This is a genomic window from Coleofasciculus sp. F4-SAH-05 (assembly GCF_040222985.1).
Lineage (GTDB): Bacteria > Cyanobacteriota > Cyanobacteriia > Cyanobacteriales > Coleofasciculaceae > Coleofasciculus > Coleofasciculus chthonoplastes.
Genome location: NZ_JAVKBY010000059.1, coordinates 1 through 20,093, shown reverse-complemented (window position 1 = coordinate 20,093; position 20,093 = coordinate 1). Strand labels below are relative to the sequence as shown.

22 protein-coding genes and 1 pseudogene are annotated in these 20,093 nt (G+C 46.6%); 9 read left to right on the top strand and 14 right to left on the bottom strand.

What is annotated here, in order from left to right; genetic code table 11:
* Nucleotides 1–222: 222 nt before the first annotated feature.
* Together RIG27_RS07000 and RIG27_RS06995 are read left to right on the top strand one after the other, a co-directional pair.
* A complete protein-coding gene (locus RIG27_RS07000) occupies nucleotides 223–2,241 on the top strand; it encodes an Rne/Rng family ribonuclease (RefSeq protein WP_446343688.1) in 2,019 nt (672 codons plus the stop codon).
* A 358-nt stretch (nucleotides 2,242–2,599) separates the two neighbouring features.
* Complete coding sequence (locus tag RIG27_RS06995; RefSeq protein WP_446343686.1) at nucleotides 2,600–3,262, top strand: ribonuclease HII; 663 nt, start codon at nucleotides 2,600–2,602, stop codon at nucleotides 3,260–3,262.
* A gap of 32 nt (nucleotides 3,263–3,294) precedes the next feature.
* Here the strand turns inward: RIG27_RS06995 and RIG27_RS06990 are convergent, their stop codons facing one another.
* Nucleotides 3,295–3,885, bottom strand: a complete 591-nt coding sequence (locus RIG27_RS06990) for a DUF1997 domain-containing protein (protein WP_446343685.1) — start codon at nucleotides 3,883–3,885, stop codon at nucleotides 3,295–3,297.
* Nucleotides 3,886–4,191: 306 nt separating this feature from the next.
* On the opposite strand from RIG27_RS06990, the gene pheA reads away from it, so the two are divergent.
* On the top strand, nucleotides 4,192–5,055 hold the full coding sequence (gene pheA / locus RIG27_RS06985) for a prephenate dehydratase (RefSeq protein ID WP_446343683.1): 864 nt from the start codon (nucleotides 4,192–4,194) through the stop codon (nucleotides 5,053–5,055).
* 49 nt (nucleotides 5,056–5,104) lie between these two features.
* Here pheA and RIG27_RS06980 read toward each other — a convergent pair.
* The 3 genes and pseudogenes from RIG27_RS06980 to RIG27_RS06970 all read right to left on the bottom strand — a co-directional run.
* A pseudogene (locus RIG27_RS06980) lies at nucleotides 5,105–5,890 on the bottom strand (glycosyltransferase family 2 protein); the annotation flags it as partial.
* Nucleotides 5,865–6,377: a hypothetical protein gene (locus RIG27_RS06975; RefSeq protein ID WP_446343681.1), complete on the bottom strand. Its 513-nt coding sequence runs from the start codon at nucleotides 6,375–6,377 to the stop codon at nucleotides 5,865–5,867. The pseudogene RIG27_RS06980 and the gene RIG27_RS06975, both read right to left, overlap by 26 nt.
* A complete protein-coding gene (locus tag RIG27_RS06970; RefSeq protein ID WP_446343679.1) occupies nucleotides 6,374–6,583 on the bottom strand; it encodes a hypothetical protein in 210 nt (69 codons plus the stop codon). Before RIG27_RS06970 ends, RIG27_RS06975 begins: the two co-directional genes overlap by 4 nt.
* A 162-nt stretch (nucleotides 6,584–6,745) precedes the next feature.
* Between RIG27_RS06970 and RIG27_RS06965 the strand changes: the two genes are divergently transcribed.
* From RIG27_RS06965 to RIG27_RS06950, 4 genes are all read left to right on the top strand, one after another.
* Nucleotides 6,746–7,108 carry a hypothetical protein gene (locus tag RIG27_RS06965; protein ID WP_446343677.1) on the top strand — a complete coding sequence of 121 codons (363 nt, stop codon included), beginning with the start codon at nucleotides 6,746–6,748 and terminating at the stop codon, nucleotides 7,106–7,108.
* Nucleotides 7,109–7,178: 70 nt separating this feature from the next.
* A complete protein-coding gene (locus RIG27_RS06960; protein WP_446343676.1) occupies nucleotides 7,179–8,018 on the top strand; it encodes a hypothetical protein in 840 nt (279 codons plus the stop codon).
* A gap of 74 nt (nucleotides 8,019–8,092) precedes the next feature.
* Nucleotides 8,093–8,452 carry a hypothetical protein gene (locus RIG27_RS06955; RefSeq protein ID WP_446343674.1) on the top strand — a complete coding sequence of 120 codons (360 nt, stop codon included), beginning with the start codon at nucleotides 8,093–8,095 and terminating at the stop codon, nucleotides 8,450–8,452.
* Between the two features lie 30 nt (nucleotides 8,453–8,482).
* Nucleotides 8,483–8,713 carry a pentapeptide repeat-containing protein gene (locus tag RIG27_RS06950; RefSeq protein ID WP_446343672.1) on the top strand — a complete coding sequence of 77 codons (231 nt, stop codon included), beginning with the start codon at nucleotides 8,483–8,485 and terminating at the stop codon, nucleotides 8,711–8,713.
* Nucleotides 8,714–8,764: 51 nt separating this feature from the next.
* Here RIG27_RS06950 and RIG27_RS06945 read toward each other — a convergent pair whose 3' ends face one another.
* The 9 genes from RIG27_RS06945 to RIG27_RS06905 form a co-directional block, all read right to left on the bottom strand.
* Entirely contained in the window at nucleotides 8,765–9,406 is a 642-nt protein-coding gene (locus RIG27_RS06945; protein ID WP_446343671.1) for an LON peptidase substrate-binding domain-containing protein, read from the bottom strand.
* Between the two features lie 182 nt (nucleotides 9,407–9,588).
* Complete coding sequence (rpsJ, locus tag RIG27_RS06940) at nucleotides 9,589–9,906, bottom strand: 30S ribosomal protein S10 (RefSeq protein WP_044208966.1); 318 nt, start codon at nucleotides 9,904–9,906, stop codon at nucleotides 9,589–9,591.
* Nucleotides 9,907–10,084: 178 nt separating this feature from the next.
* Nucleotides 10,085–11,314, bottom strand: coding sequence for an elongation factor Tu (gene tuf / locus RIG27_RS06935; RefSeq protein WP_446343669.1), 1,230 nt, complete (start codon nucleotides 11,312–11,314; stop codon nucleotides 10,085–10,087).
* Nucleotides 11,315–11,337: 23 nt separating this feature from the next.
* Nucleotides 11,338–13,413 carry an elongation factor G gene (fusA, locus tag RIG27_RS06930; RefSeq protein WP_446343667.1) on the bottom strand — a complete coding sequence of 692 codons (2,076 nt, stop codon included), beginning with the start codon at nucleotides 13,411–13,413 and terminating at the stop codon, nucleotides 11,338–11,340.
* 210 nt (nucleotides 13,414–13,623) lie between these two features.
* On the bottom strand, nucleotides 13,624–14,094 hold the full coding sequence (gene rpsG, locus RIG27_RS06925; RefSeq protein ID WP_446343665.1) for a 30S ribosomal protein S7: 471 nt from the start codon (nucleotides 14,092–14,094) through the stop codon (nucleotides 13,624–13,626).
* Nucleotides 14,095–14,290: 196 nt separating this feature from the next.
* On the bottom strand, nucleotides 14,291–14,662 hold the full coding sequence (gene rpsL, locus RIG27_RS06920; RefSeq protein WP_006103254.1) for a 30S ribosomal protein S12: 372 nt from the start codon (nucleotides 14,660–14,662) through the stop codon (nucleotides 14,291–14,293).
* Nucleotides 14,663–14,838: 176 nt separating this feature from the next.
* A complete protein-coding gene (locus RIG27_RS06915; protein WP_446343730.1) occupies nucleotides 14,839–15,171 on the bottom strand; it encodes a HesB/IscA family protein in 333 nt (110 codons plus the stop codon).
* A 141-nt stretch (nucleotides 15,172–15,312) separates the two neighbouring features.
* Nucleotides 15,313–15,738: a phosphomannose isomerase type II C-terminal cupin domain gene (locus RIG27_RS06910; RefSeq protein WP_446343663.1), complete on the bottom strand. Its 426-nt coding sequence runs from the start codon at nucleotides 15,736–15,738 to the stop codon at nucleotides 15,313–15,315.
* Between the two features lie 338 nt (nucleotides 15,739–16,076).
* On the bottom strand, nucleotides 16,077–18,062 hold the full coding sequence (locus RIG27_RS06905) for a phosphodiester glycosidase family protein (protein ID WP_446343661.1): 1,986 nt from the start codon (nucleotides 18,060–18,062) through the stop codon (nucleotides 16,077–16,079).
* Nucleotides 18,063–18,328: 266 nt separating this feature from the next.
* On the opposite strand from RIG27_RS06905, the gene RIG27_RS06900 reads away from it, so the two are divergent.
* Nucleotides 18,329–18,925, top strand: a complete 597-nt coding sequence (locus tag RIG27_RS06900) for a Uma2 family endonuclease (RefSeq protein ID WP_446343659.1) — start codon at nucleotides 18,329–18,331, stop codon at nucleotides 18,923–18,925.
* A 17-nt stretch (nucleotides 18,926–18,942) separates the two neighbouring features.
* On the opposite strand, the gene RIG27_RS06895 is transcribed toward RIG27_RS06900, so the two are convergent.
* The gene (locus tag RIG27_RS06895; protein ID WP_446343657.1) at nucleotides 18,943–19,071 is read right to left on the bottom strand and encodes a hypothetical protein; all 129 of its coding nucleotides are present in this window, start codon (nucleotides 19,069–19,071) and stop codon (nucleotides 18,943–18,945) included.
* Nucleotides 19,072–19,298: 227 nt separating this feature from the next.
* Here RIG27_RS06895 and RIG27_RS06890 point away from each other — a divergent pair.
* Nucleotides 19,299–20,093: filamentous hemagglutinin N-terminal domain-containing protein (locus RIG27_RS06890; RefSeq protein WP_446343655.1), on the top strand; the 795-nt coding region annotated here is incomplete at its 3' end.

Below are 20,093 nucleotides of genomic sequence, written 5' to 3'. Positions count from 1 at the left end.
TTTTGCTTTTCAGAATCATAAAGGGTAGCCAAAGTAAGAGTGACCGATCAATTTTAGGTATGCGATTTAAGATTTTTGGTGGAAAAGGTAACTCAGACAAGCATTCAAGCATTATTCAAGCTTGGCTCGTTTGCCTGTTCTCTAAACTAATCAGCTATCTAAAATTTCAACAAAGACCAAGCTTCAGTACTTGAGCGTACTGCCAAATTTTGAGGAAATTGAATGGCAAAGCAAATTATTATTGCAGAGCAATATCGGCTGGCTGCTGTCTTTTCAGAAGATCAAATCCAAGAACTTGTCGTTGCCACGGGCAGCCACCAAGTAGGTGATATTTATCTCGGCATTGTCGAAAACGTTTTACCAGGCATTGATGCCGCATTCGTCAATATCGGTGATGCCGAACGCAATGGATTTATTCATGTCACCGACTTGGGTCCGCTGCGACTTAAACGTCGCTCCGGGGCGATTACGGAACTGCTCACCCCGCAGCAAAAAGTCTTAGTCCAAGTGATGAAGGAGCCGACGGGCAATAAAGGTCCTCGGCTGACCGGAAATATCAGCTTACCGGGTCGTTATCTAGTGCTGATGCCTTATGGACGAGGGGTTAATTTATCCCGACGGATAAAGAACGAAAACGAACGTAATCGCCTCAGAGCCTTGGCTGTGCTGATTAAACCCGCTGGGATGGGATTATTGGTTCGCACAGAAGCCGAGGGCAGAGCGGAAGAAGCTGTAATGGAGGATTTGGAGGCGCTGCAACGCCAGTGGGAAGCCATCCAGCAGGAGGCAACTTCGACAAGAGCGCCGGCTCTACTCAATCGCGATGATGATTTTATCCAACGAGTCCTTCGCGATATGTACACAGCGGATGTGAATCGGATTGTGGTTGATTCCAATACTGGGGTCAAACGGGTAAAACAGCAGTTAGTAAGCTGGAGTGGCGGTCGATCACCGGAAGGGGTTTTAATTGACCATCACCGCGATCGCCTCTCAATTCTCGATTATTTCCGAATTAATGCGGCGATTCGAGAAGCCTTAAAGCCACGAGTCGATCTGCCATCGGGAGGCTATATTATTATCCAACAGACGGAAGCCCTAACCGTTATTGATGTAAACTCCGGTTCCTTTACCCGTTCCGCCACGGCGCGAGAAACCGTCCTCTGGACTAACTGTGAAGCCGCGACGGAAATCGCCCGCCAATTGCGCCTACGTAATATTGCTGGCGTAATCATCGTGGACTTTATCGATATGGACTCGCGGCGTGACCAATTACAAGTTCTGGAACATTTCAACAAAGCGTTGAAAATGGACAAAGCCAGACCCCAAATCGCCCAATTGTCAGAACTGGGGTTAGTCGAACTCACCCGCAAGCGCCAAGGTCAAAATATTTACGAATTATTTGGTCGCACTTGTCCAAGCTGTGGTGGATTGGGACATCTGGTGCATCTTCCCGGTGAGCCAGAACCTCAAGTGCAGCAAGAGCCAGAGCCTATTTCTCGCGTTGAAATCACAGAAACCTCTGATCTTCCAGAACCCCTGGATATCCCTGGCTTTAATGAACCGGATGAACTTGAACTTAATCATCCGAGTTATCAAGAACGGGGAATCCCCAATGGCACTAATCGCCGCCGTCGCCGTCGCCGCCTGGAGGATGTAATCTCTAAGGATGAACCTGTAGCCAAGAGCAATGTTCGCCCAATTACCCTGTCCCAACGTTCCTCTGATGTGAGTGAAGACGTAGAGGGAATGAGGCGCGATACGACATCTGTTGAACGTCCCATCGTGTCAGACTCCAGTGAACGAGTGGGCAAACCCCAGCTCATTCGGTCGGTGGTAGAAATGGAACCGCCGGAAGTTATTCAGGTTGAGATGACGCCGGAAGAACAGGATGTTTATGCCTTGATGGGTATTTCACCATTAGTGCGGTTAGATAAGGAGATTAGAAATCCCCGATCAGTTATGGTTTCGGTGGTGCTTCCTGGAGAAGCTGAATCGGGTTCTTCTGACAATGACACCACTGACAATGACACCACTGACGATTCATGGGAGGATACGTCTCACCCATCAGAGGAGTCAGACTCAGAAGAGAGTTCAGACAAGGTACTAGTTACTTCTTCGGGAGAAGCCGCTGATGTTGATTTAGAATCATCGGCTGATTCAAGCTCAACCAGCGAATCGGAAACAAAACCGCCTTTGATTCGTCGTCGCCGCCGCCGTTCTTCAGCAATGGAGAATGAGTAAGGGATAAAGGGGTTCCAAAAGCGGATTTGGTATCACCCCCCAAGTTAGGCTTCACCCCTAGCCCCTCTCCCAGGCTTGGATACTGCTGGTCATTAGACCCCTCCCCAAACCCTTCCCCGAACCTCTCCCTAGCCCTCTCCTACAAGGAGAGGGAAGTGGAATATTTTTTTCATTTGGAGGTACGGATACATACCTCAAGGCTTGCCAGTACTGGTTTTTACCTTAGGTTGAATGGCACTGAAATAAGCTATTTTGGATCACCGAAACCCTTGATATACCGTAGGGTGGGTTTCGACTTCGCTCAACCCACCAGCCAAAATTTCAGTATCATTCACCTTAAGTTGACTCTCAAGAATCCATGAAAATGGAAAATTCAGCTAACTATTGTCAACTACCGGAACTATCGGGCGATCGCAAATTGGTTGCCGGAGTCGATGAAGTTGGGCGTGGCGCTTTATTCGGTCCGGTTGTAGCAGCAGCGGTTATTTTACCCGCATCGACTCTGCCCAATTTGGCTGGTTCTGGAATGAAAGATAGTAAACAATTAACTCGTCTACGACGCCAGAAATTGGCGCAAGAGATTCAAGAGTTAGCCGTCGATTGGAGTATTGGTTATGCCACCAGTACTGAAATCGACCAAATTAATATCTTACAAGCCTCTCTGTTGGCAATGAAACGGGCTGTGCTTAAGTTAAAAGTGCAGCCTGATTTATGTTTGATTGATGGGAGACAGGCATTGGTAGGCTTACCTGTACCCCAAAAAAGTCTGATTAAAGGAGATCAGCGATCGCTGGAAATCGCAGCGGCTAGCATTGTGGCGAAAGTCTGGCGCGATGATTTAGTTGGGCGTTTAGCGACGAAGTATCCCGATTATGACTTAGCCGCTAATAAGGGGTACGGAACTCAACGACATCGTTTAGCCCTCCAACAGTTGGGTCCTTCGCCCCAGCATCGCCTTTCCTTTCGTCCGTGTCAACTCAAGGATGGGGGAGTTGGGGAAGAGGGGAAAGCGATTTCCTAATTAACAAAGGACAAAGGACAAAGGACAAATGACTAAATGGTGGGATTATCAGCGGGTGCAAGATGCTGAGAGTTAGGCTGATTAAGGGTTTGACGATCCGCGTTAGCCCATTGCCGATAATCCAATAGCAGTTGATGCATTAATTTCTGCTTAATTCGCAGCAACACACTTTTGAGTAATCCATTTCCGGTTGTTTCAATAATGGGTTGGGGTGTCATCGATAGAGGAAAGGGAATATCCACCCGAACCTTTAAATCAGCCTTACCTTTGAGCCGAGTGGTGTTTTGCTGTTGCTCAGGATAGAGTTTTCCCTTGACCTCCAGGGTAAAGCGTTGATTGATGTAGTCTAATCCAGGAATGTCACAATCTACTGATCGCAGATGAACTGTACCGTTAACATCTGCCCAAACTTTGAGGGTGACTCGCGGTTGAAAGGTTAACGACAGAAAATTCAATGGACGCATTTTTAGGCGAAACTGCTCTGGACTCAGTTGCTCGATCAGATTCGGATCAGCGATCGCGTGTACCAACCGCTGAGGTTGACGTAAATAGTGCTGAATGGGGGCAGGTTGTGCGGGTACAGTAATTTCTACGGATTGCGATGCAGTAAACTGGCTGGTCATAGGGTGAGAGCAACGTTGGGTTTTGTCTAAGTTTCTTAAAGTTAATCTTACTTTAATTAAAGTTTATTTACATAACTGGGGGGAATTTTTTAAGGTTAGGGGGATGAGCGAGTCTCGTAGATGAGACTACAGCATGTAACTTAATCCTTACTCCGATTGTAGAAATTATGCTCGCCAACCGTTATCTTCCTATAGAAGACTTTCAGTGCCTCGATCAAAGCAAAGGTTTAGTCCTAGGGACGGAAATTATTAAATCTCATTACTGAGGACAAATAAAGGTTAAAACTATAAACTAAAGCGCAGTTTATGTCAATTTCAATTGCCCATCTTGGACCACCAGGGACTTACGCGGAAGCGGCTGCCTTAGCTTACTGTCGCACTCTAACCCGTGAAAGTGATTCAAAACCCTCCTTATGTCCTTATCCCAGCATTGCCCAAACTCTGCACGCCGTCGCCAAAGGGCAAGCGGATTTGGCGGTGGTGCCTGTAGAAAATTCCATTGAAGGCAGTGTCACGATTACATTGGATACTTTGTGGCAACTCGATCAACTGCAAATTCAACAGGCATTGGTTTTGCCAATCCAACATGCCCTGATGTCACGGGCATCTCGTCTTCAGGCAATCCAAACAGTTTATTCTCATCCTCAAGCCTTAGCCCAATGTCAAGGGTGGCTGGAGAAGTGTCTGCCCTCGGTACAACTTGTAGCAACAAACTCAACCACAGAAGCCTTACAGCATCTGGATACCGACTATACAGCAGGCGTGATCGCGTCTCAACGGGCGGCGATGCTTTATCAATTACCTATCCTGGCGGCAGCTATCAATGATTATCCAGACAACTGTACTCGTTTTTGGATTGTGGGTCAGCAATCGTCTCCTGGGGGGAGTCATACCTCCCTGGCTTTTAGCACGCCCGCCAATGTACCGGGAGCCTTAGTTAAACCCCTGCAAGCCTTTGCCCAGCGAGAGATTAACCTGAGTCGGATTGAGTCTCGCCCGACGAAGCGATCGCTGGGTGAGTATCTTTTCTTTATTGATTTAGAAGCCGATGCCTCTACACCGTTGGTGCAAGAGGCACTCTTAGAAGCTGCCGCTCATACAGAAATTCTGAAAATCTTTGGCAGCTACAGTGTCTTACCCATTGACTCAATGGCACTAATTGAAGAATAAATAATAAGCCGTATTCTATCCTTGCCCCTATGTTCATGACAAATCCTCTTTATGTAGACATCTTCATCGATGAAGACTTCGTGAACTTACTAATACCGTGCAGGGTTTTTTCCCAGTAGAATGGCTTGGTAAACAATTGCCAAAGTGCCATATAAGCAGCTATCGAATGGAGTTGCCAGTAAAGCGGATTGAGTAGTGCATATAATGAAAGCTTGTAATATTTGCGCCGAAACATGGCAATCATATTTAAATAAATGCCAATGGCATTGCCAAAAATCAAGTTAAATAAGGAGATATAAATCATCCAACTTGGCAAGAGTTTTTCAATAAAATTAGCTTGAGTGATCAGTTCAGCCAACAATAATAACCAGAGAATTGGACTACAAAGAAATCCTAAGATATGTCCGCCAATAAAAAATTGATAAGATAGCCAGTTTTTTAGACCGAGAGTTTTGAGAGATTTATAAGGATGACGATTATGAACCAACCAGGTTTGCATATAGCCTTTGATCCAGCGCGATCGCTGCCGAATCCAGTTATTGAAGCGGCAGTTCGCCTCTTCATAGGTGGTAGAGTTAATCACACCGACAGTATACCCTCGTTGACTGGCACGAATTCCTAAATCCGCATCTTCGGTGACATTAAAAGGGTCCCAGGCTCCTAGTTCTCGCAGGCGATCCGTGCGGAAATGATTACTGGTTCCGCCTAAAGGAATGGGTAATCCCAATGCTTCTAATCCGGGTAACAGATAGTCAAACCAATAGGAATATTCCAGGGTAAACATTCGAGTTAAGAAATTTTCATCTCGATTAAAGTAATTCAACGCAGCTTGGAGCCAGGGTTAACTGCCCTTCCTGTAACAGTTGGTTCTGCAAATTTTTCTCGACAATCAGGTTGAGAAGCTGATCCTCTGTCGCTAGAATCTCTTGTACTTGGGCTTGCTGCCAAACCCGTTGGATTGTCTGATGGACAGTTTGATTGTCGGCTTCTGTAACCACCACGACGAGATGGTTGGTTTCGGGTTGCCAGTGACAGGGAAAGAAACCGCACTGAATCAGTTCTTGTGTCTTGAAAGCTTTTGCCAAGCTGAAATCTAGTACATTGCCGGAAGACTTTAACCACTCGGTAAGAGTTGGCAAATTGGTTACAGCACTGGCTAAGGTCAAAAATTCAGTTTTGCTGACTAGATTGAGACTCCACAAGGCTTTTCCCAAAGAGCAAGAGGTTTGAGCTTGTAATTCTTTGACCCGATGCAATTGGGGTCGAGTTAGATATCCCTTAGCCAAGAAAGCGGCTATCATCTTTGTTGAGAATTGCTTCATCGTTTCTCGGAGTCTTGAGTCGTTTCTGAAGGAAAAGGTTGATTGGAAATCATTTGCGGAGGGCGACCCAGGCGTTGGTAGGTTGACCAAGCGGCGACACCGCCACTAATCAGAGCAAGGGTAAATAGGAGACTCGCATAGCGCTGTAGGAACAGAGGTGAATCGGTGGACGCGATCGCATTGGTTTGCAGTCCGCCCTCGCTCACATTCCAGGATTGGATACCGCCAAAATCGGTTAAGGTGACGACATTGCCACTGAGGTGAGTTGCCCAAGGAGTGCGGGGATTGGCAAGGGCTAGACTAAGTTGTTTGACTAAATCAACCTGATCCGCTTGACCTATCCGAGTTATCCAAAGGGTAGGAATACCGTGAGCGATAAAGGATTGGAGAATCGCGGCGGAGTCGTTGGCAGCTACGGTTTGCAGAGACTGCCGATTGAAGGGGTTATAGATTTCCCAGCCACCTTGCAGGGATTATCGGTTATGGATAAGGATGGCAGGATGGTCAATGTAATTGACGATGTGCTTGGGGGTAGGGAGTTTAAAGGTAGGGTAACCAATGGTTGTTCTTGCAGCGATCGCACCGAAACCGTTCGAGCCAGTTCACCATTGAGTCGCAATCCCACGGATGAATGGTGGTCTCAAAACCACAATCGCCGATACATCATTGGGATCAGGTCAGTTTATTCTGGAGCCAATTGGCAGATCCGCGTCCCACTCGTCAAGAAATAATGCCGTTATCTCAGTTTAAATCACTACTCGAAACCCCCTACTACCGACTCTTACAACGTCTCGACTCCCCATGACTCGTTACTCTCGCCGCAAATTTATCCAAGGTTTACTGACAGCCCCTGTGCTGTTAGCGTTAAGCAAAGGATGTGCGTCTTCGGTGTCTCCTATAAATTCCACACCAACGCCTTCGCCATGGCAATTGGGTATTGGTGAAGATCCGGCTCGATTTTTGGCAGAGGTTAAAAGTGACCCCCTTGTCAAAACGATTGCCCAAGCCTTGTCACCTCAGTTTTTATCCGGTTGGCTGAACAGTTTTGACCACAAACAAGGAGATTTGAGTTTCTGGCAAGAATGGCACAAGCAAGGTTTGCTGTCAAACTGGTTCCAGCAAGGCTATACTCTGCAAGTGATTACCTGGGAAGATGATACCAAGTTACCCACAGGGGAGTATTACCAGGCGCTGATGAAAAATATGCGGCAAGCCCGCCAGATTATTAAACAACAGCTCCCTAATGCCTGGGTTGCTCCGAGTTGGGGAGGATGGATTGTTACCTTTGATGATCCCGCTAAGGGGGCAGGACTGAGCATGATTCCCCCCTTTGGAGAGTTTATGCAGCAAATGGATGGGATTGCTTTCCAGTCTATGCGACCTAAACTAACGGGTGAGTACAATTCTGAACTTAGAGGACCCGATCCTGGCAACCCCGCCCAAATTCTCCAGTGTTGTCAAGTGTTCTCTGATTACCATAAGTCTTTAATGGTCTCTCATTACGAACCGGCGATTAAAGCGTTGCACCCCAATGGCGGTCAGGCAAATACGGTAACGGAGGATTTTTTAATCATGATGCGACCTGAATGGCTGAAAACCGTTACTCGTTTAGGACTTGACAAAATTTCGCTGATGCACTAAGGACTTTACAAAGGGAATCCAGTTCATGCCCTAAGCGCCGTTCAAACGTTTCAAACGATTATTCAGGAGGGTTCGTGGGCAGTCGCTTAGGTGGGTATTGTCAGGGAATTGCGACTTATCTACTTCCTGTTTTCCTACATGGGCAACTGTGGATTTCCTTGGCACTGTGGAGTACACCGCCTGCTTGGGCTGGGGGATTCACCCAACCTGAGGGCAGAATTTTCACGGATGTTACACTCAGGACGTTAGAAGCAGGTTCTTTTGAGAAGGTAGAACTGCAATTATTTATTGAATATGGTTTACAGGATGATCTAACTCTGATTTGGAAGAGTCCCTATAATTGGATCGAAAATGACGTGGGGGAGGAAACCCGAATCTTACTCTGGTTGTGGGTGGTTTTCGTCATATTCAAGGACCATCAGGGCAAGGATTAGAATTCAAAGTTTTCTTTTCGTCGAATTAAGGTGTTTTATGAATCAGATGAGGACAAAATCCCGTGTCAATATTGGCATAATTATGACGACTCTGCTTATGGCATCCTTGGGGTTTGCCTCAACGCCCTGACGAATGCCAATCTAGCCAATGCTAACTTAAGTTCTGCCAATTTAAGCAGAGCCAACCTCAGGGGTGCGAACCTGCAAGATACTTATTTGTGGGGGGCGGCGCTTGACGGTGTAATTGGGTTAGACCGATAACGCCGCCCATTCCTGTGCATGAGATAAAAGCGATGCTGAAAACCAACTCGGCTAATTAAATGCATCTTTAAGGACTGTACGGGCAGCCAAATGATTGCGCGTGGAGGTAAGTATTTCCGCTTCGCGTTCCAAACGGGCGGATGTATCCTGCATTTCTAACAAAGCTTGTTGCTCCGAGGCGACGCCGTAAAGATTGCCCGCTACCCAATACGATAATTCTAAGGGAAGGTCTGGCAAGTCTTCGGGCAGCTCAATTTTCTGATCCGTCAGCTTGGCAGAAAGATGGACGACATCTCGCAGCAATTGCTCAACGGATGTGGAAATTTCTTTTAAGTCTTTTTGAGAGGGTTGATCCTCTATCCATTCCACCAATCCGACACGATAGGGTTTGTCTCTGACATATTCTAAAACCCGGAATCGTTGTTGACCCAGGGTTAAAACTTTCATCCGATCATCAGGCAGACGCTGGAAATGTATAATTTCAGCGCAGCAGCCAACGGCGGCGGGTTGACCTTGCACCGGGTCCCACATTAATACCCCAAAACGCCGATCGCTCTCCAAAATCGTGTTCATCAGGATACGATAGCGAAATTCAAAGATATGGAGGGGCAGAGGACGTCCCGGGAATAGAACCACTTCTGGCAGTGGAAACAAAGGAAGTTCTCTAACAGCAATTGAGGAAGAGGATGCCATTGTGCCTTGGAGAAAAGGGTAACTGCGCTTCTTTACCTACTTTAACGGATTTTTTGGGGACAAGAAGCCACAAAATCCGTTAAAGCGGTACTAACTCATATCTTGTCCGGCTTTATGGCATGTCGATTACTTGTACTGATTGGGGCAAGAGCATTACCCTCCTACCCTTCTCATTTTCCACCCTATAACTTCACTTCAATATCCACACCAGCCGGTAAATCCAGTTTCATCAGGGCGTCAATGGTTTTGGACGATGGCTGATAAATGTCAATAAGTCGCCGATGAGTACGGGTTTCAAAATGTTCCCGCGAATCTTTATCAACGTGGGGCGATCGCAAGACACAATAAATACGACGTTTGGTCGGTAAGGGAATTGGACCGACGGCGGCAGCATTGGTGCGATTTGCTGTATCCACAATCTTCTCGCATGAAGTGTCTAGTAATCGCCGATCAAATGCTTTAAGACGAATCCGAATTTTTTGCTGCTGAATCGTTGCCATTTTTTTGAGTTGTCTAGGTTCTGAAATAATTAGGAGTTGTGAAGTGTTGAGTGTTGAATGAATGTTCCCGAACTCAGAACTCAACACTCAGAATTCATAACGTTTTGCCAACACAGAGAATAAGGAGCAGAGAACAGCATCAGCCTCTCTGCTCCTACTCTTTGGAGTGAGAACAGTGCTACTTGAGGATTTTGGAGACAACACCTGCACCGATGGTGCGACCGCCTTCGCGAATGGCAAAGCGCATTCCTTGTTCAATCGCGATCGGGTTGATTAACTCCACAGTCATTTTTACTCGGTCTCCCGGCATAACCATTTCCACATTGCTACCATCATCAGCGGTGTAGGAATTAATTGTTCCCGTCACATCGGTGGTACGAACGTAGAACTGAGGGCGATAACCGGAAAAGAACGGAGTATGACGTCCTCCTTCTTCTTTTTTGAGGACATAGACTTCCGACTCAAACTGAGTATGAGGAGTGATAGAACCGGGCTTGGCAATTACCATTCCCCGCTCAATATCTTTCTTCTCAACACCTCGGAGCAGAATTCCGGCATTGTCACCCGCCATCCCTTCATCGAGACTCTTCTTAAACATCTCAATGCCAGTGACGGTTTTCTTGACCGTATCCCGGAGTCCAACTAGCTCAACTTCGTCGCCAATCTTGACTTTACCGCGCTCGATCCGACCCGTGGCGACTGTCCCCCGACCGGTAATGGTGAAGACGTCTTCGACTGCCATCAGGAAGGGCTTATCTACATCCCGTTCTGGGGTAGGAATGTAAGCATCGACCTCGTCCATTAACGCGTAGATCTGATCAACCCACTCATCATCACCCTTCTTAATGTTTGGGTTAGAGGTAAGAGATTCAAGCGCCTTTAACGCCGAACCTGCCACGATGGGAATATTATCTCCATCGAATTCATAATCACTGAGGAGTTCGCGGACTTCCAGTTCCACCAATTCCAGTAATTCTTCATCGTCCACCTGGTCTTTCTTATTCAAAAAGACCACCAAGTTGGGGACGCCTACCTGCTTGGCAAGGAGGATATGTTCCCGTGTTTGCGGCATCGGACCGTCAGCGGCGGAAACTACCAGGATCGCCCCATCCATTTGAGCCGCACCCGTGATCATGTTTTTCACGTAGTCAGCGTGTCCTGGGCAATCAACGTGAGCGTAGTGGCGATTCGCCGTTTCATACTCAACGTGAGCGGTGTTAATGGTAATCCCCCGCGCCTTTTCCTCTGGTGCCGCATCAATGTCTTCGTACTTCTTGGCGGTTGCTTGACCTGATGCAGCCAGAGTCATGGTAATGGCAGCCGTCAACGTTGTTTTGCCGTGGTCTACGTGACCAATTGTGCCAATGTTGACGTGGGGTTTAGTCCTTTCAAACTTTGAGCGTGCCATGAATTACGTTTTCCTTTTCTTAGTTATGCGTTCCCTTTGCTCTTAGCAATGATAGCTTCAGCCACGTTACGAGGCACTTCATCATAGTTGCTAAACTCCATTGAGAAGATACCTCGACCTTGGGTTTTTGACCGTATATCCGTAGCATAACCAAACATCTCGGCTAATGGAACTTTAGCAGAAACTTTGGCTATCCCTTCGTCGGTACCCATCCCTTCGATTTGACCACGGCGGGAGTTGAGATCGCCCATGACATCTCCGAGAAAGTCTTCAGGCACTTCAACTTCCACTTTCATCATAGGCTCAAGTAACACGGGTGCAGCCTTCGTTACGCCGTTTCTAATTGCTATCGAACCAGCAATTTTGAACGCCATTTCCGAAGAGTCAACATCGTGGTACGAACCATCAACTAATGTGGCTTTGACATCAATGAGGGGATACCCAGCTAGGATACCCGATTCGCAGGCTTCTTTCATACCCTGCTCAGCCGGGGAAATAAATTCTCTCGGTACGGAACCACCAACAATCTTGGAGACAAATTCAAACCCACTACCGGTTTCACCTGGCTCCAATTCAATGACGACATGACCGTACTGACCTTTACCGCCACTTTGACGGATGAACTTGCCTTCAGCTTGCACGGATTTGCGGATGGTTTCTCGGTAAGCCACCTGAGGGGCACCCACATTGGCTTCGACTTTGAACTCCCGCAGCATCCGATCAACCAGAATTTCCAGGTGAAGTTCACCCATTCCCGCAATCACGGTTTGATTGGTTTCTGGGTCGATACTGACCCGGAATGTCGGATCTTCTTCCGATAAGGATTGGAGTGCTTTGGAAAGCTTCTCCATATCCTGCTTGGTTTTGGGTTCTACGGCTACCGAAATCACCGGCTCTGGAATATAAAGCGATTCCAAAATAATCGGGGCTTCTTCGCCACAAATTGTATCACCCGTTGTCGTTTGCTTGAGACCAATTGCCGCACCCAGATCGCCAGCTCGTAGCTCATCGACCTCAATCCGTTCGTTGGATTTCAAAATAATCAGCCGGGAGATACGCTCCTTCTGATCTTTGGTGGAGTTGAGAATATAGCTACCTTTTCGCAGAATTCCGGAGTAGACCCGCATGAAGGTTAAACGACCATAAGGGTCTGACATGATTTTAAATGCCAGCGCCGATAGAGGAGCTTCATCTTTTGCTGGTCGGTTGTCCGTTGTCCCATCTGGCAATAGTCCCTGAATTGGCGGAACTTCCTGCGGAGAGGGTAGATAATCCACCACTCCATCAAGGAGTAACTGTACTCCTCTATTTTTGAAGGCTGAACCACACAGCACCGGCACAATCGTACCGGCAATCGTACCTTTACGCAGGGCAGAGCGAATTTCGGCTTCGGTGAGTTCTTCTTCTGCCAGATATTTTTCTAAGAGCGCTTCATCGGTCTCAGCTACAGCTTCGATCAGCTTAACTCGGTACTCTTGGGCTAGCTCTTGAACCTTTTCCGGGATTTCGGTGTCTTGCATATCCGTACCCAGGTCATTGGTATAAATCCGGGCACGCATTTGCACAAGATCGACAATCCCGTGGAAATCACTTTCACTGCCGATGGGAATTTGGATTGCCACCGCATTGGTACGCATCCGATCGCGGAGTTGATCGTATACTTTGAAAAAGTTAGCACCCGTGCGATCCATCTTGTTGACAAAGGCAATCCTCGGCACCTTGTAGCGATCCGCTTGCCGCCACACGGTTTCCGATTGGGGCTGGACACCTCCCACTGAGCAGAACACAGCAATTACACCATCTAAAACCCGCATCGAACGCTCAACTTCAATCGTGAAGTCTACGTGACCCGGTGTATCAATGATGTTAATCCGGTGATCCAGCCAGTTCGTGCTGATGGCAGCAGCAGTAATTGTAATTCCCCGTTCCCGCTCTTGCTCCATCCAGTCGGTCACGGCTGTCCCTTCATGGACTTCGCCTAGTTTATGAACGATTCCTGAGTAAAACAGGATTCGTTCTGTTGTTGTTGTCTTGCCCGCATCAATGTGGGCGGCAATCCCGATATTGCGTATTTTCTCAAGCGGGATGGTACGTGCCACAGCTACCTCCTTCGTCTGTGCCGCAAGTTTACACGTTGCGTTGCTATCTCTTTACAATTCTATACTTTGTTTAACTTTTTAGGGATTTGTCCTTTGTTCGTTGTCCTACTCGCTCCTCGAAAACTCAGACAGCGACGTTATTTTTTTCCCACGAAATCCCCAAAATTAACCTTTAGCCTCCTTGGCGCTGTCAGTTATTAGCTTACTGAATTAGTAGCGATAATGAGCAAACGCTTTATTGGCATCTGCCATCCGATGGGTTTCTTCCCGCTTACGAATGGCATTCCCCGTTTCATTTGCCGCATCCATCAGCTCATTGGCGAATTTACTCGCCATACTTCTCCCTGAACGACTTCGGGAAAACTGGATCAGCCAGCGCATGGCTAATGTTATTCCGCGTTCTGAGCGGACTTCCATAGGAACTTGATAGGTTGCCCCTCCAACCCGACGGGCTTTCACTTCTACTAAAGGAGTGACATTCCGTACCGCTTCTTCAAATACCTCTAGCGGTTCCTTTCCGGTGCGTTCTTCAATAATTTTGAAGGCGTCATAGATAATCCGAGATGCTACTGATTTTTTCCCATGATGCATAATCCGGCGCACCATCATACTAAGCAGACGGCTGTTATAAACCGGGTCAGGGGGGACTGGACGCTTTTTAACAACTGTACGACGAGACATAGTAAGCCTTTACAAAATACATACACGGCAAATTTAACTATTTATCCTGGAACTGATTATTTTTTCTCCAGCTTTAGGAGTTGCTTGAAAAAAACAAGCCACTTCATCTCCCTATTTTCCTGATCAAGTTAACCCGAACAAACCGCTATGGGTAAGTCTAGCAGGGTTTTGGCAGATTTAGAAAAGCTCTCTTGGTTTACTTAGGACGCTTGGTTCCGTACTTGGAACGACCCTGCTTGCGATCTTTCACACCCGCCGTATCTAGAGTTCCTCGAATAATGTGATATCGAACTCCGGGTAAATCTTTAACCCGTCCTCCTCTAATCATGACGACCGAGTGTTCTTGAAGGTTATGACCAATCCCTGGAATATACGCCGTCACTTCAAAACCCGAGGTCAGACGTACCCTTGCCACTTTCCGCAGGGCTGAGTTCGGTTTCTTGGGGGTTGTCGTGTAGACGCGGGTGCAAACACCCCGCCGTTGTGGACATTGTTTCAGTGCAGGCGATTTTGTTTTCGCCTTAATTTTGGCACGTTCGCTACGAATAAGCTGCTGGATAGTGGGCATGAGTTAAGGCGCGTGAAATTCCTTGAATCGTTTGTAAGTATTGACAAATTCTGATTGTACTGACTTTTAGGTAACAATGTCAATTTTTTGGTCTTTTGTCCTTGGTCATACTCGAAGAGCGAGAAGCAAGCTACGTCCTTTGTCCTTTAATTACTCCTTCAACCTAGGATCATTCCTTACGTCTTAACTCGAAACGAGTTACCACAACCACAGGTTTCAATGGCATTGGGATTATAAAAGCGAAACCCACCGCCCATGAGATCTTCGGAATAATCCAAGGTGAGGGTAGTTAAATGCTTGGTACTTGCCTCATCCACGACAACGACGATGCCCTGACAGTCATAGACGCGATCGCTCGATCTGACGGCATCATCATCAAACTCCATAGTATAGTATAAATCTGCACATCCTCCTGGCTTCACGCCTAAGCGTAATCGAGCTTGCTGTTGCTGGCGCTTGGTTTGCAGGCGTCTTATTTCATCAGTCGCCGCTTGACTCAGTGTAATCATCTTGACAGGCAATTCTCGAAAACTCCTTCTATTGGTCACCTGGGGCAAAAAAATTTCCTCCCCTAGTATTAGGGAGGAGTAAATTTGGCGTCAAGCTATTGACATCCTCACCGCCCTATAAGTGCGGTGATTCCTCACCACCTATTCTGAGGTGGACTCGCTGCGGGCGTAGTCATCTTCATAGCGAATAATGTCATCTTCGCCAAGATACTCGCCATTCTGGACTTCAATTAAGACGAGCGGAATAACACCCGGATTTTCTAGGCGATGAGCGTGTCCTTGAGGCACATAACTGGACTCATTTTGATGAATCAATAACTCCTTATCTCCGCAGATCACCTTTGCCATACCACTCACAACAATCCAGTGTTCACTGCGATGGTAGTGCATTTGCAGACTGAGGCGATGACCGGGTTTCACCTCAATCCGCTTAATTTTGTATCCTCGCCCCTCTTCCAGAACAGTAAATGAACCCCAAGGTCTTAGTTCTGTAGCGGCAGCGCCTTCGGCAGTCAACGATCTAGGTAGGGTGATCGCCGCATCTTGAGGAACTGCTTGCTGAACCATAGTCTTTCTCCTGAAAATAGTTACGACATTAATCGCACGTAAAAACGTTTTATTTGGTTTTTAGCTATTGCCATGTTTTCAACAACACAAAACCTAACCACAATCAACATTAGCAAATTCAGCTAAGATTTTGAATACATTAGGGGGTGGATTCGTAAAATTGTAGGAAGTCTTTACATTTAGAGGCTTGAGCTTTATCAAAACTTTAAGATAAAGAGTCGGACACAAGAAAAGGTGACTCATTAAGTTTTGTGAATAATTCTCAAACCCTTACAAAGGACTAAGGACAAATGACATAGGACGACCTCCACCGCTCTTCTTTTATTGTGTCCACCTACTTACTTATAAGGTCGGAAAAGCCCTAAACCATTGTGAACCCGGGCGGCTGTATGAGGAGAACGATCGAGAAGATGACCTCCCAAATAGAGTCCAGTCGAACTCCCCCCATCGAGATTGAGCGCATCAACGGCTCCTAGTTGTTGCATCAACTGTGCCGTTTCGGTCAAGTTGGGTCCCCTGCCACCGACACGATTGTGCATAGCCGTAATAATTACTGTGCCATTTGCAGTGATACCGATCGCACTCCGAATGGCAGATTGTTGAGCAAAGGCATTACTAAAGTTTTCGGCTTTGGCATCTAACACAATTTGGCGATTTTGCAGTAACAACGGACCAGCACCCAGGATATGAGGATAATTATTAAACTCAATGGGCAACGTTTTCTGTTCAATCTGAACGGTTGTACCAATAGTGAGTGATTTAGCGATCGCACTTGGATCATGCCCTCGGTTGGTAAGCAGATAACCATTAACCGGAATCACAAAGGATTCCTCTCCAGCGACTCCTCCGGGTAATTGAGCAGTAATCTGGTTATTCTGCACCACCCAAATCACTTCATTATCGGTTAAAGGGGTATAGGTTACGCCCCAAGCTGGGGTATAGCGAGACATCCCGGCTTGCACATAACCACTATTCAGAAATAGACTCGGAAAACGTTCTCCATTAGCGGTAATTAAGGTTTCCTGGAGGCTAAAGCGTCCAAACTTAAATTGATGCTGATCTGTCCACGCGATCGCACCTCGGTTGAGAATGGGACCAGAATACCAATATCCATCCCGGCGGATCGCACCTAATGGTAATTGATTATTGCGGTTAAAGAAGCCACCATTAATTGCAGCAGCGGCTTTCCATAACTGCGCTGTCTTAATCAGGGGGGCGGTTCCCACTTGAGTTGTGGGATTACTCCACATCGGGCTTAATTTAACTTGGGGATTCTTTGGATCAACCTCTAGCCAGACTAAAGGAAATTGATGATCACCCAAGGTTACAGTTCTCTGACGCCACCAAATACCTGGCGCCCACAGAATATCTTTTTCCACCATGGCATTGGGACGCAGTTCGACAACTAAGCGATTGGGATTCGGTAAGCTAAAAACGTGCAACTGTAAACCCTCTGGAATCGAGATCCCAATAGTGGTTTGAGTTTGATTGGTTTCAACTTGGAGAGTCGGTTGATTGTCTAAGGCTTCCTCATCTTCCTCATCTCCCTCAACTTCCTCATCTTCCCTATCTCCCTCATCTTCCACCGGAGGTGGGGTAAACTGTTCAACTAGAATCGGATTCGCGATCGCGTTTAAGATAATCGCCCCTTCACCAGGACTTCTGCTCACTTGCCAAGGTGTGGGACGATCTAAATCAAGGACAATTCTAAACCCCCATAACTGCGTCTCTTGTCGAATACTGTCTAATCGTGCAGGTACAGAAGTTAGCGCTAATGTATCTCCTTGACCTTGAAATTGCCATCCCACCTGTTGGGCAAACTCTGTAACATCTAAATAGCGATAAGCATCACGATGGTGAGCCACGAAAGAGAGGGGCGTCGTCAGGGGATTAGAGAACCATTGTATCGGTTGTTGTGTCCAATTGCGGGTACTCAACAATTCTAGTCCGAAGAGTTGTTGAACTCCTACATCACTGATACCTGTGCGAATGACTCCCTCAACCTGCCACTGTTTCCAAGCAAGGGGTACAATACGACCATTTAATGAGAGTTTTGTCCCTGTGCCAAGGACTTGAGTGGGGGTTTGAGCCAACGTTTGAATCTGAGGCGAGGGATTAACGGCTTCAGCTTCTACTAATGCGCGATCGAGTTCAAGGGTAGACTGAACGACTAAACGTTGCAGAATTTCCCCCATGGTTAGACTTTCTATTACTAGGGATTCTGTAGAATTAACACGTTGAGCGGCTAAATTTAGGAATGAAGTACAAATGGCTAAGAGTCCGATCACAATTTTGGCTTTATTCCGTGAGAAAACATTGGTCATAATCTTTGCTTTGGTGTGACATGAATTAACGTTTAACCATACAGATAGACATAATTACTGTATTGTATGTATATTATGCGAATTAGTTCAAGAATCAAAGCTAAATTCTACATAGGCTGTTTTGCTGTTGACAGCAATCTCGCTTCAAAGGTTCCAGTCGCTCTTGACTTTTAAGTTAAAATAGTCATTGCCTTGAAAAGAAAGGGTGGGTGGTAAACCTGTCCAACTTTGAGTTGATCTATAATCGAAAAAAACGGGAGGATCAAATGACTTTAGCCACGATCGCAACACCCAAAAAGGAATCCCCCCTTTTGTTTGAGGGAATGACTTGGAGAGAGTTCAAAGCTGTTGAGCAATTGTTAGACCGCCCAGGATATAGACTTTCTTTTTTAGATGGAGTTTTGGAGATACGACGAATGCCTGGAGAACCCCATGAAACCGTTAAAAAGAGGATTGCTGCCTTGTTGGAGCTTTACCTGTTGATGGCAGGATTTGACTTTACTCCAACTGGTTCGATGACCTTGGAAAGTGAAGGAGTCGTTGTTAAGCGAGAAGCTGATGAATCCTATAAACTAGCGCCGGGTCGAACCAATCCTGATCTGGCAATTGAGGTAGTGTTTACCAGTGGCGGTATCAACAAGTTGGAGATCTATAAGCGACTGAAGATTAAGGAAGTTTGGTTTTGGGAAGATGGGGTGTTGGAGCTTTATCACCTGCGAGGCGAGGGGAAAACACTTGACTATGAACAGATTAAGAGTAGTGAGGAGGTTAAAGGGATTAATCTGGATTTGTTATTACGTTGCATCACTATGGTAAATCATGTGGATGCCATTAAAACTTTTCAAAAGGCGCTGCAAAACTAACGTTTTATGGTATAGTTTTACCATGGGAAAATGTTTGCGCCTGTAGCTATATAATAATTCGCGATCGCACAGGTTGAATCAGTCGCATCGGGTACAGGAAAGTGTTGCAGGATTTTAGCGATCGCGTGAGACCATGAAGCGGGCAAACACAACAGGTTTAAACAGAACCCAAAATGATGTGTCCTAACCGCTATGGCGGTTGCTATACTACTAGACTTTAGACTAAGACAAAATAAACCAGCTATAACCCGAAGCTGAGAAGGAGCGTAACGCACCTTTGCCGCCAATCGAATAAACATTAACAACTATTTCTTATTGTGGATTGTGGTTGAAATTGAGTATAATTTTACTCAGGAAAGTTGGAGCATCTGTCATGAGCAAAGCTAGCCACATCGTTCCCCTGCTTTGGCTGTTTATTTCCCTGCTAGACGGGCAAGTTCACCCCATCAACGCCCAATCTATCACCGCAGAGCCGGATAGTGCCGGTACAATTGTCACGATTGATGGTGAGCAATATAACATTTCCGGTGGCTCTTTGTCTGGGGATGGCAACAATTTATTTCATAGTTTCCAAGACTTTGGACTCGATGCCAATCAAGTGGCTAACTTTTTGTCTACTCCCCAAATCCAGAACATTTTAGGGCGGGTGGTGGGGGGAAATGCCTCCTTAATTGATGGGTTAATTCAGGTAACTGGAAGCAACGCCAATTTATTCCTGATGAATCCAGCCGGGATTGTGTTTGGGAATAATGCCCAGTTAAATGTGATGGGGGATTTTACGGCAACGACGGCTACGGGAATTGGCTTTGGGGAGAACCTTTGGTTTAATGCCTTTGGTGAAAATAACTACGAAACCTTAATCGGGACTCCCAATCAGTTTGCCTTTGACTCATCACAATCGGGAAGTCTGGTTAATGCCGGGGATTTAGCCGTAACTCAGGGGCAGAATTTAACCCTACTTGGGGGAATAGTAGTAAATACCGGAGCCATCACTGCACCGGGAGGAACAATTACCATTGCGGCTGTACCGGGGGAGAATTTAGTCCGGATTAGTCAACCGGGAAACCTGTTAAGTTTGGAGATAGAAACGCGACAGGATAGTACAGGGCAGATTTTACCCGTGAGCCCTTTAGATTTAGCCGCCTTGCTAACCGGAGACGGTAGCGAA

Bases quoted from the DNA above. Each gene is read 5' to 3' on its own strand.
- RIG27_RS06915 (WP_446343730.1), bottom strand. From the start codon at position 15,171: ATGATTACACTGAGTCAAGCGGCGACTGATGAAATAAGACGCCTGCAA.
- RIG27_RS06910 (WP_446343663.1), bottom strand. From the start codon at position 15,738: ATGGTTCAGCAAGCAGTTCCTCAAGATGCGGCGATCACCCTACCTAGA.
- RIG27_RS07000 (WP_446343688.1), top strand. From the start codon at position 223: ATGGCAAAGCAAATTATTATTGCAGAGCAATATCGGCTGGCTGCTGTC.
- RIG27_RS06900 (WP_446343659.1), top strand. From the start codon at position 18,329: ATGACTTTAGCCACGATCGCAACACCCAAAAAGGAATCCCCCCTTTTG.
- RIG27_RS06945 (WP_446343671.1), bottom strand. From the start codon at position 9,406: ATGGCATCCTCTTCCTCAATTGCTGTTAGAGAACTTCCTTTGTTTCCA.
- RIG27_RS06975 (WP_446343681.1), bottom strand. From the start codon at position 6,377: ATGAAGCAATTCTCAACAAAGATGATAGCCGCTTTCTTGGCTAAGGGA.
- rpsL (WP_006103254.1), bottom strand. From the start codon at position 14,662: ATGCCCACTATCCAGCAGCTTATTCGTAGCGAACGTGCCAAAATTAAG.
- rpsG (WP_446343665.1), bottom strand. From the start codon at position 14,094: ATGTCTCGTCGTACAGTTGTTAAAAAGCGTCCAGTCCCCCCTGACCCG.
- RIG27_RS06960 (WP_446343676.1), top strand. From the start codon at position 7,179: ATGACTCGTTACTCTCGCCGCAAATTTATCCAAGGTTTACTGACAGCC.
- pheA (WP_446343683.1), top strand. From the start codon at position 4,192: ATGTCAATTTCAATTGCCCATCTTGGACCACCAGGGACTTACGCGGAA.
- RIG27_RS06905 (WP_446343661.1), bottom strand. From the start codon at position 18,062: ATGACCAATGTTTTCTCACGGAATAAAGCCAAAATTGTGATCGGACTC.
- tuf (WP_446343669.1), bottom strand. From the start codon at position 11,314: ATGGCACGCTCAAAGTTTGAAAGGACTAAACCCCACGTCAACATTGGC.
- RIG27_RS06995 (WP_446343686.1), top strand. From the start codon at position 2,600: ATGAAAATGGAAAATTCAGCTAACTATTGTCAACTACCGGAACTATCG.
- RIG27_RS06990 (WP_446343685.1), bottom strand. From the start codon at position 3,885: ATGACCAGCCAGTTTACTGCATCGCAATCCGTAGAAATTACTGTACCC.
- rpsJ (WP_044208966.1), bottom strand. From the start codon at position 9,906: ATGGCAACGATTCAGCAGCAAAAAATTCGGATTCGTCTTAAAGCATTT.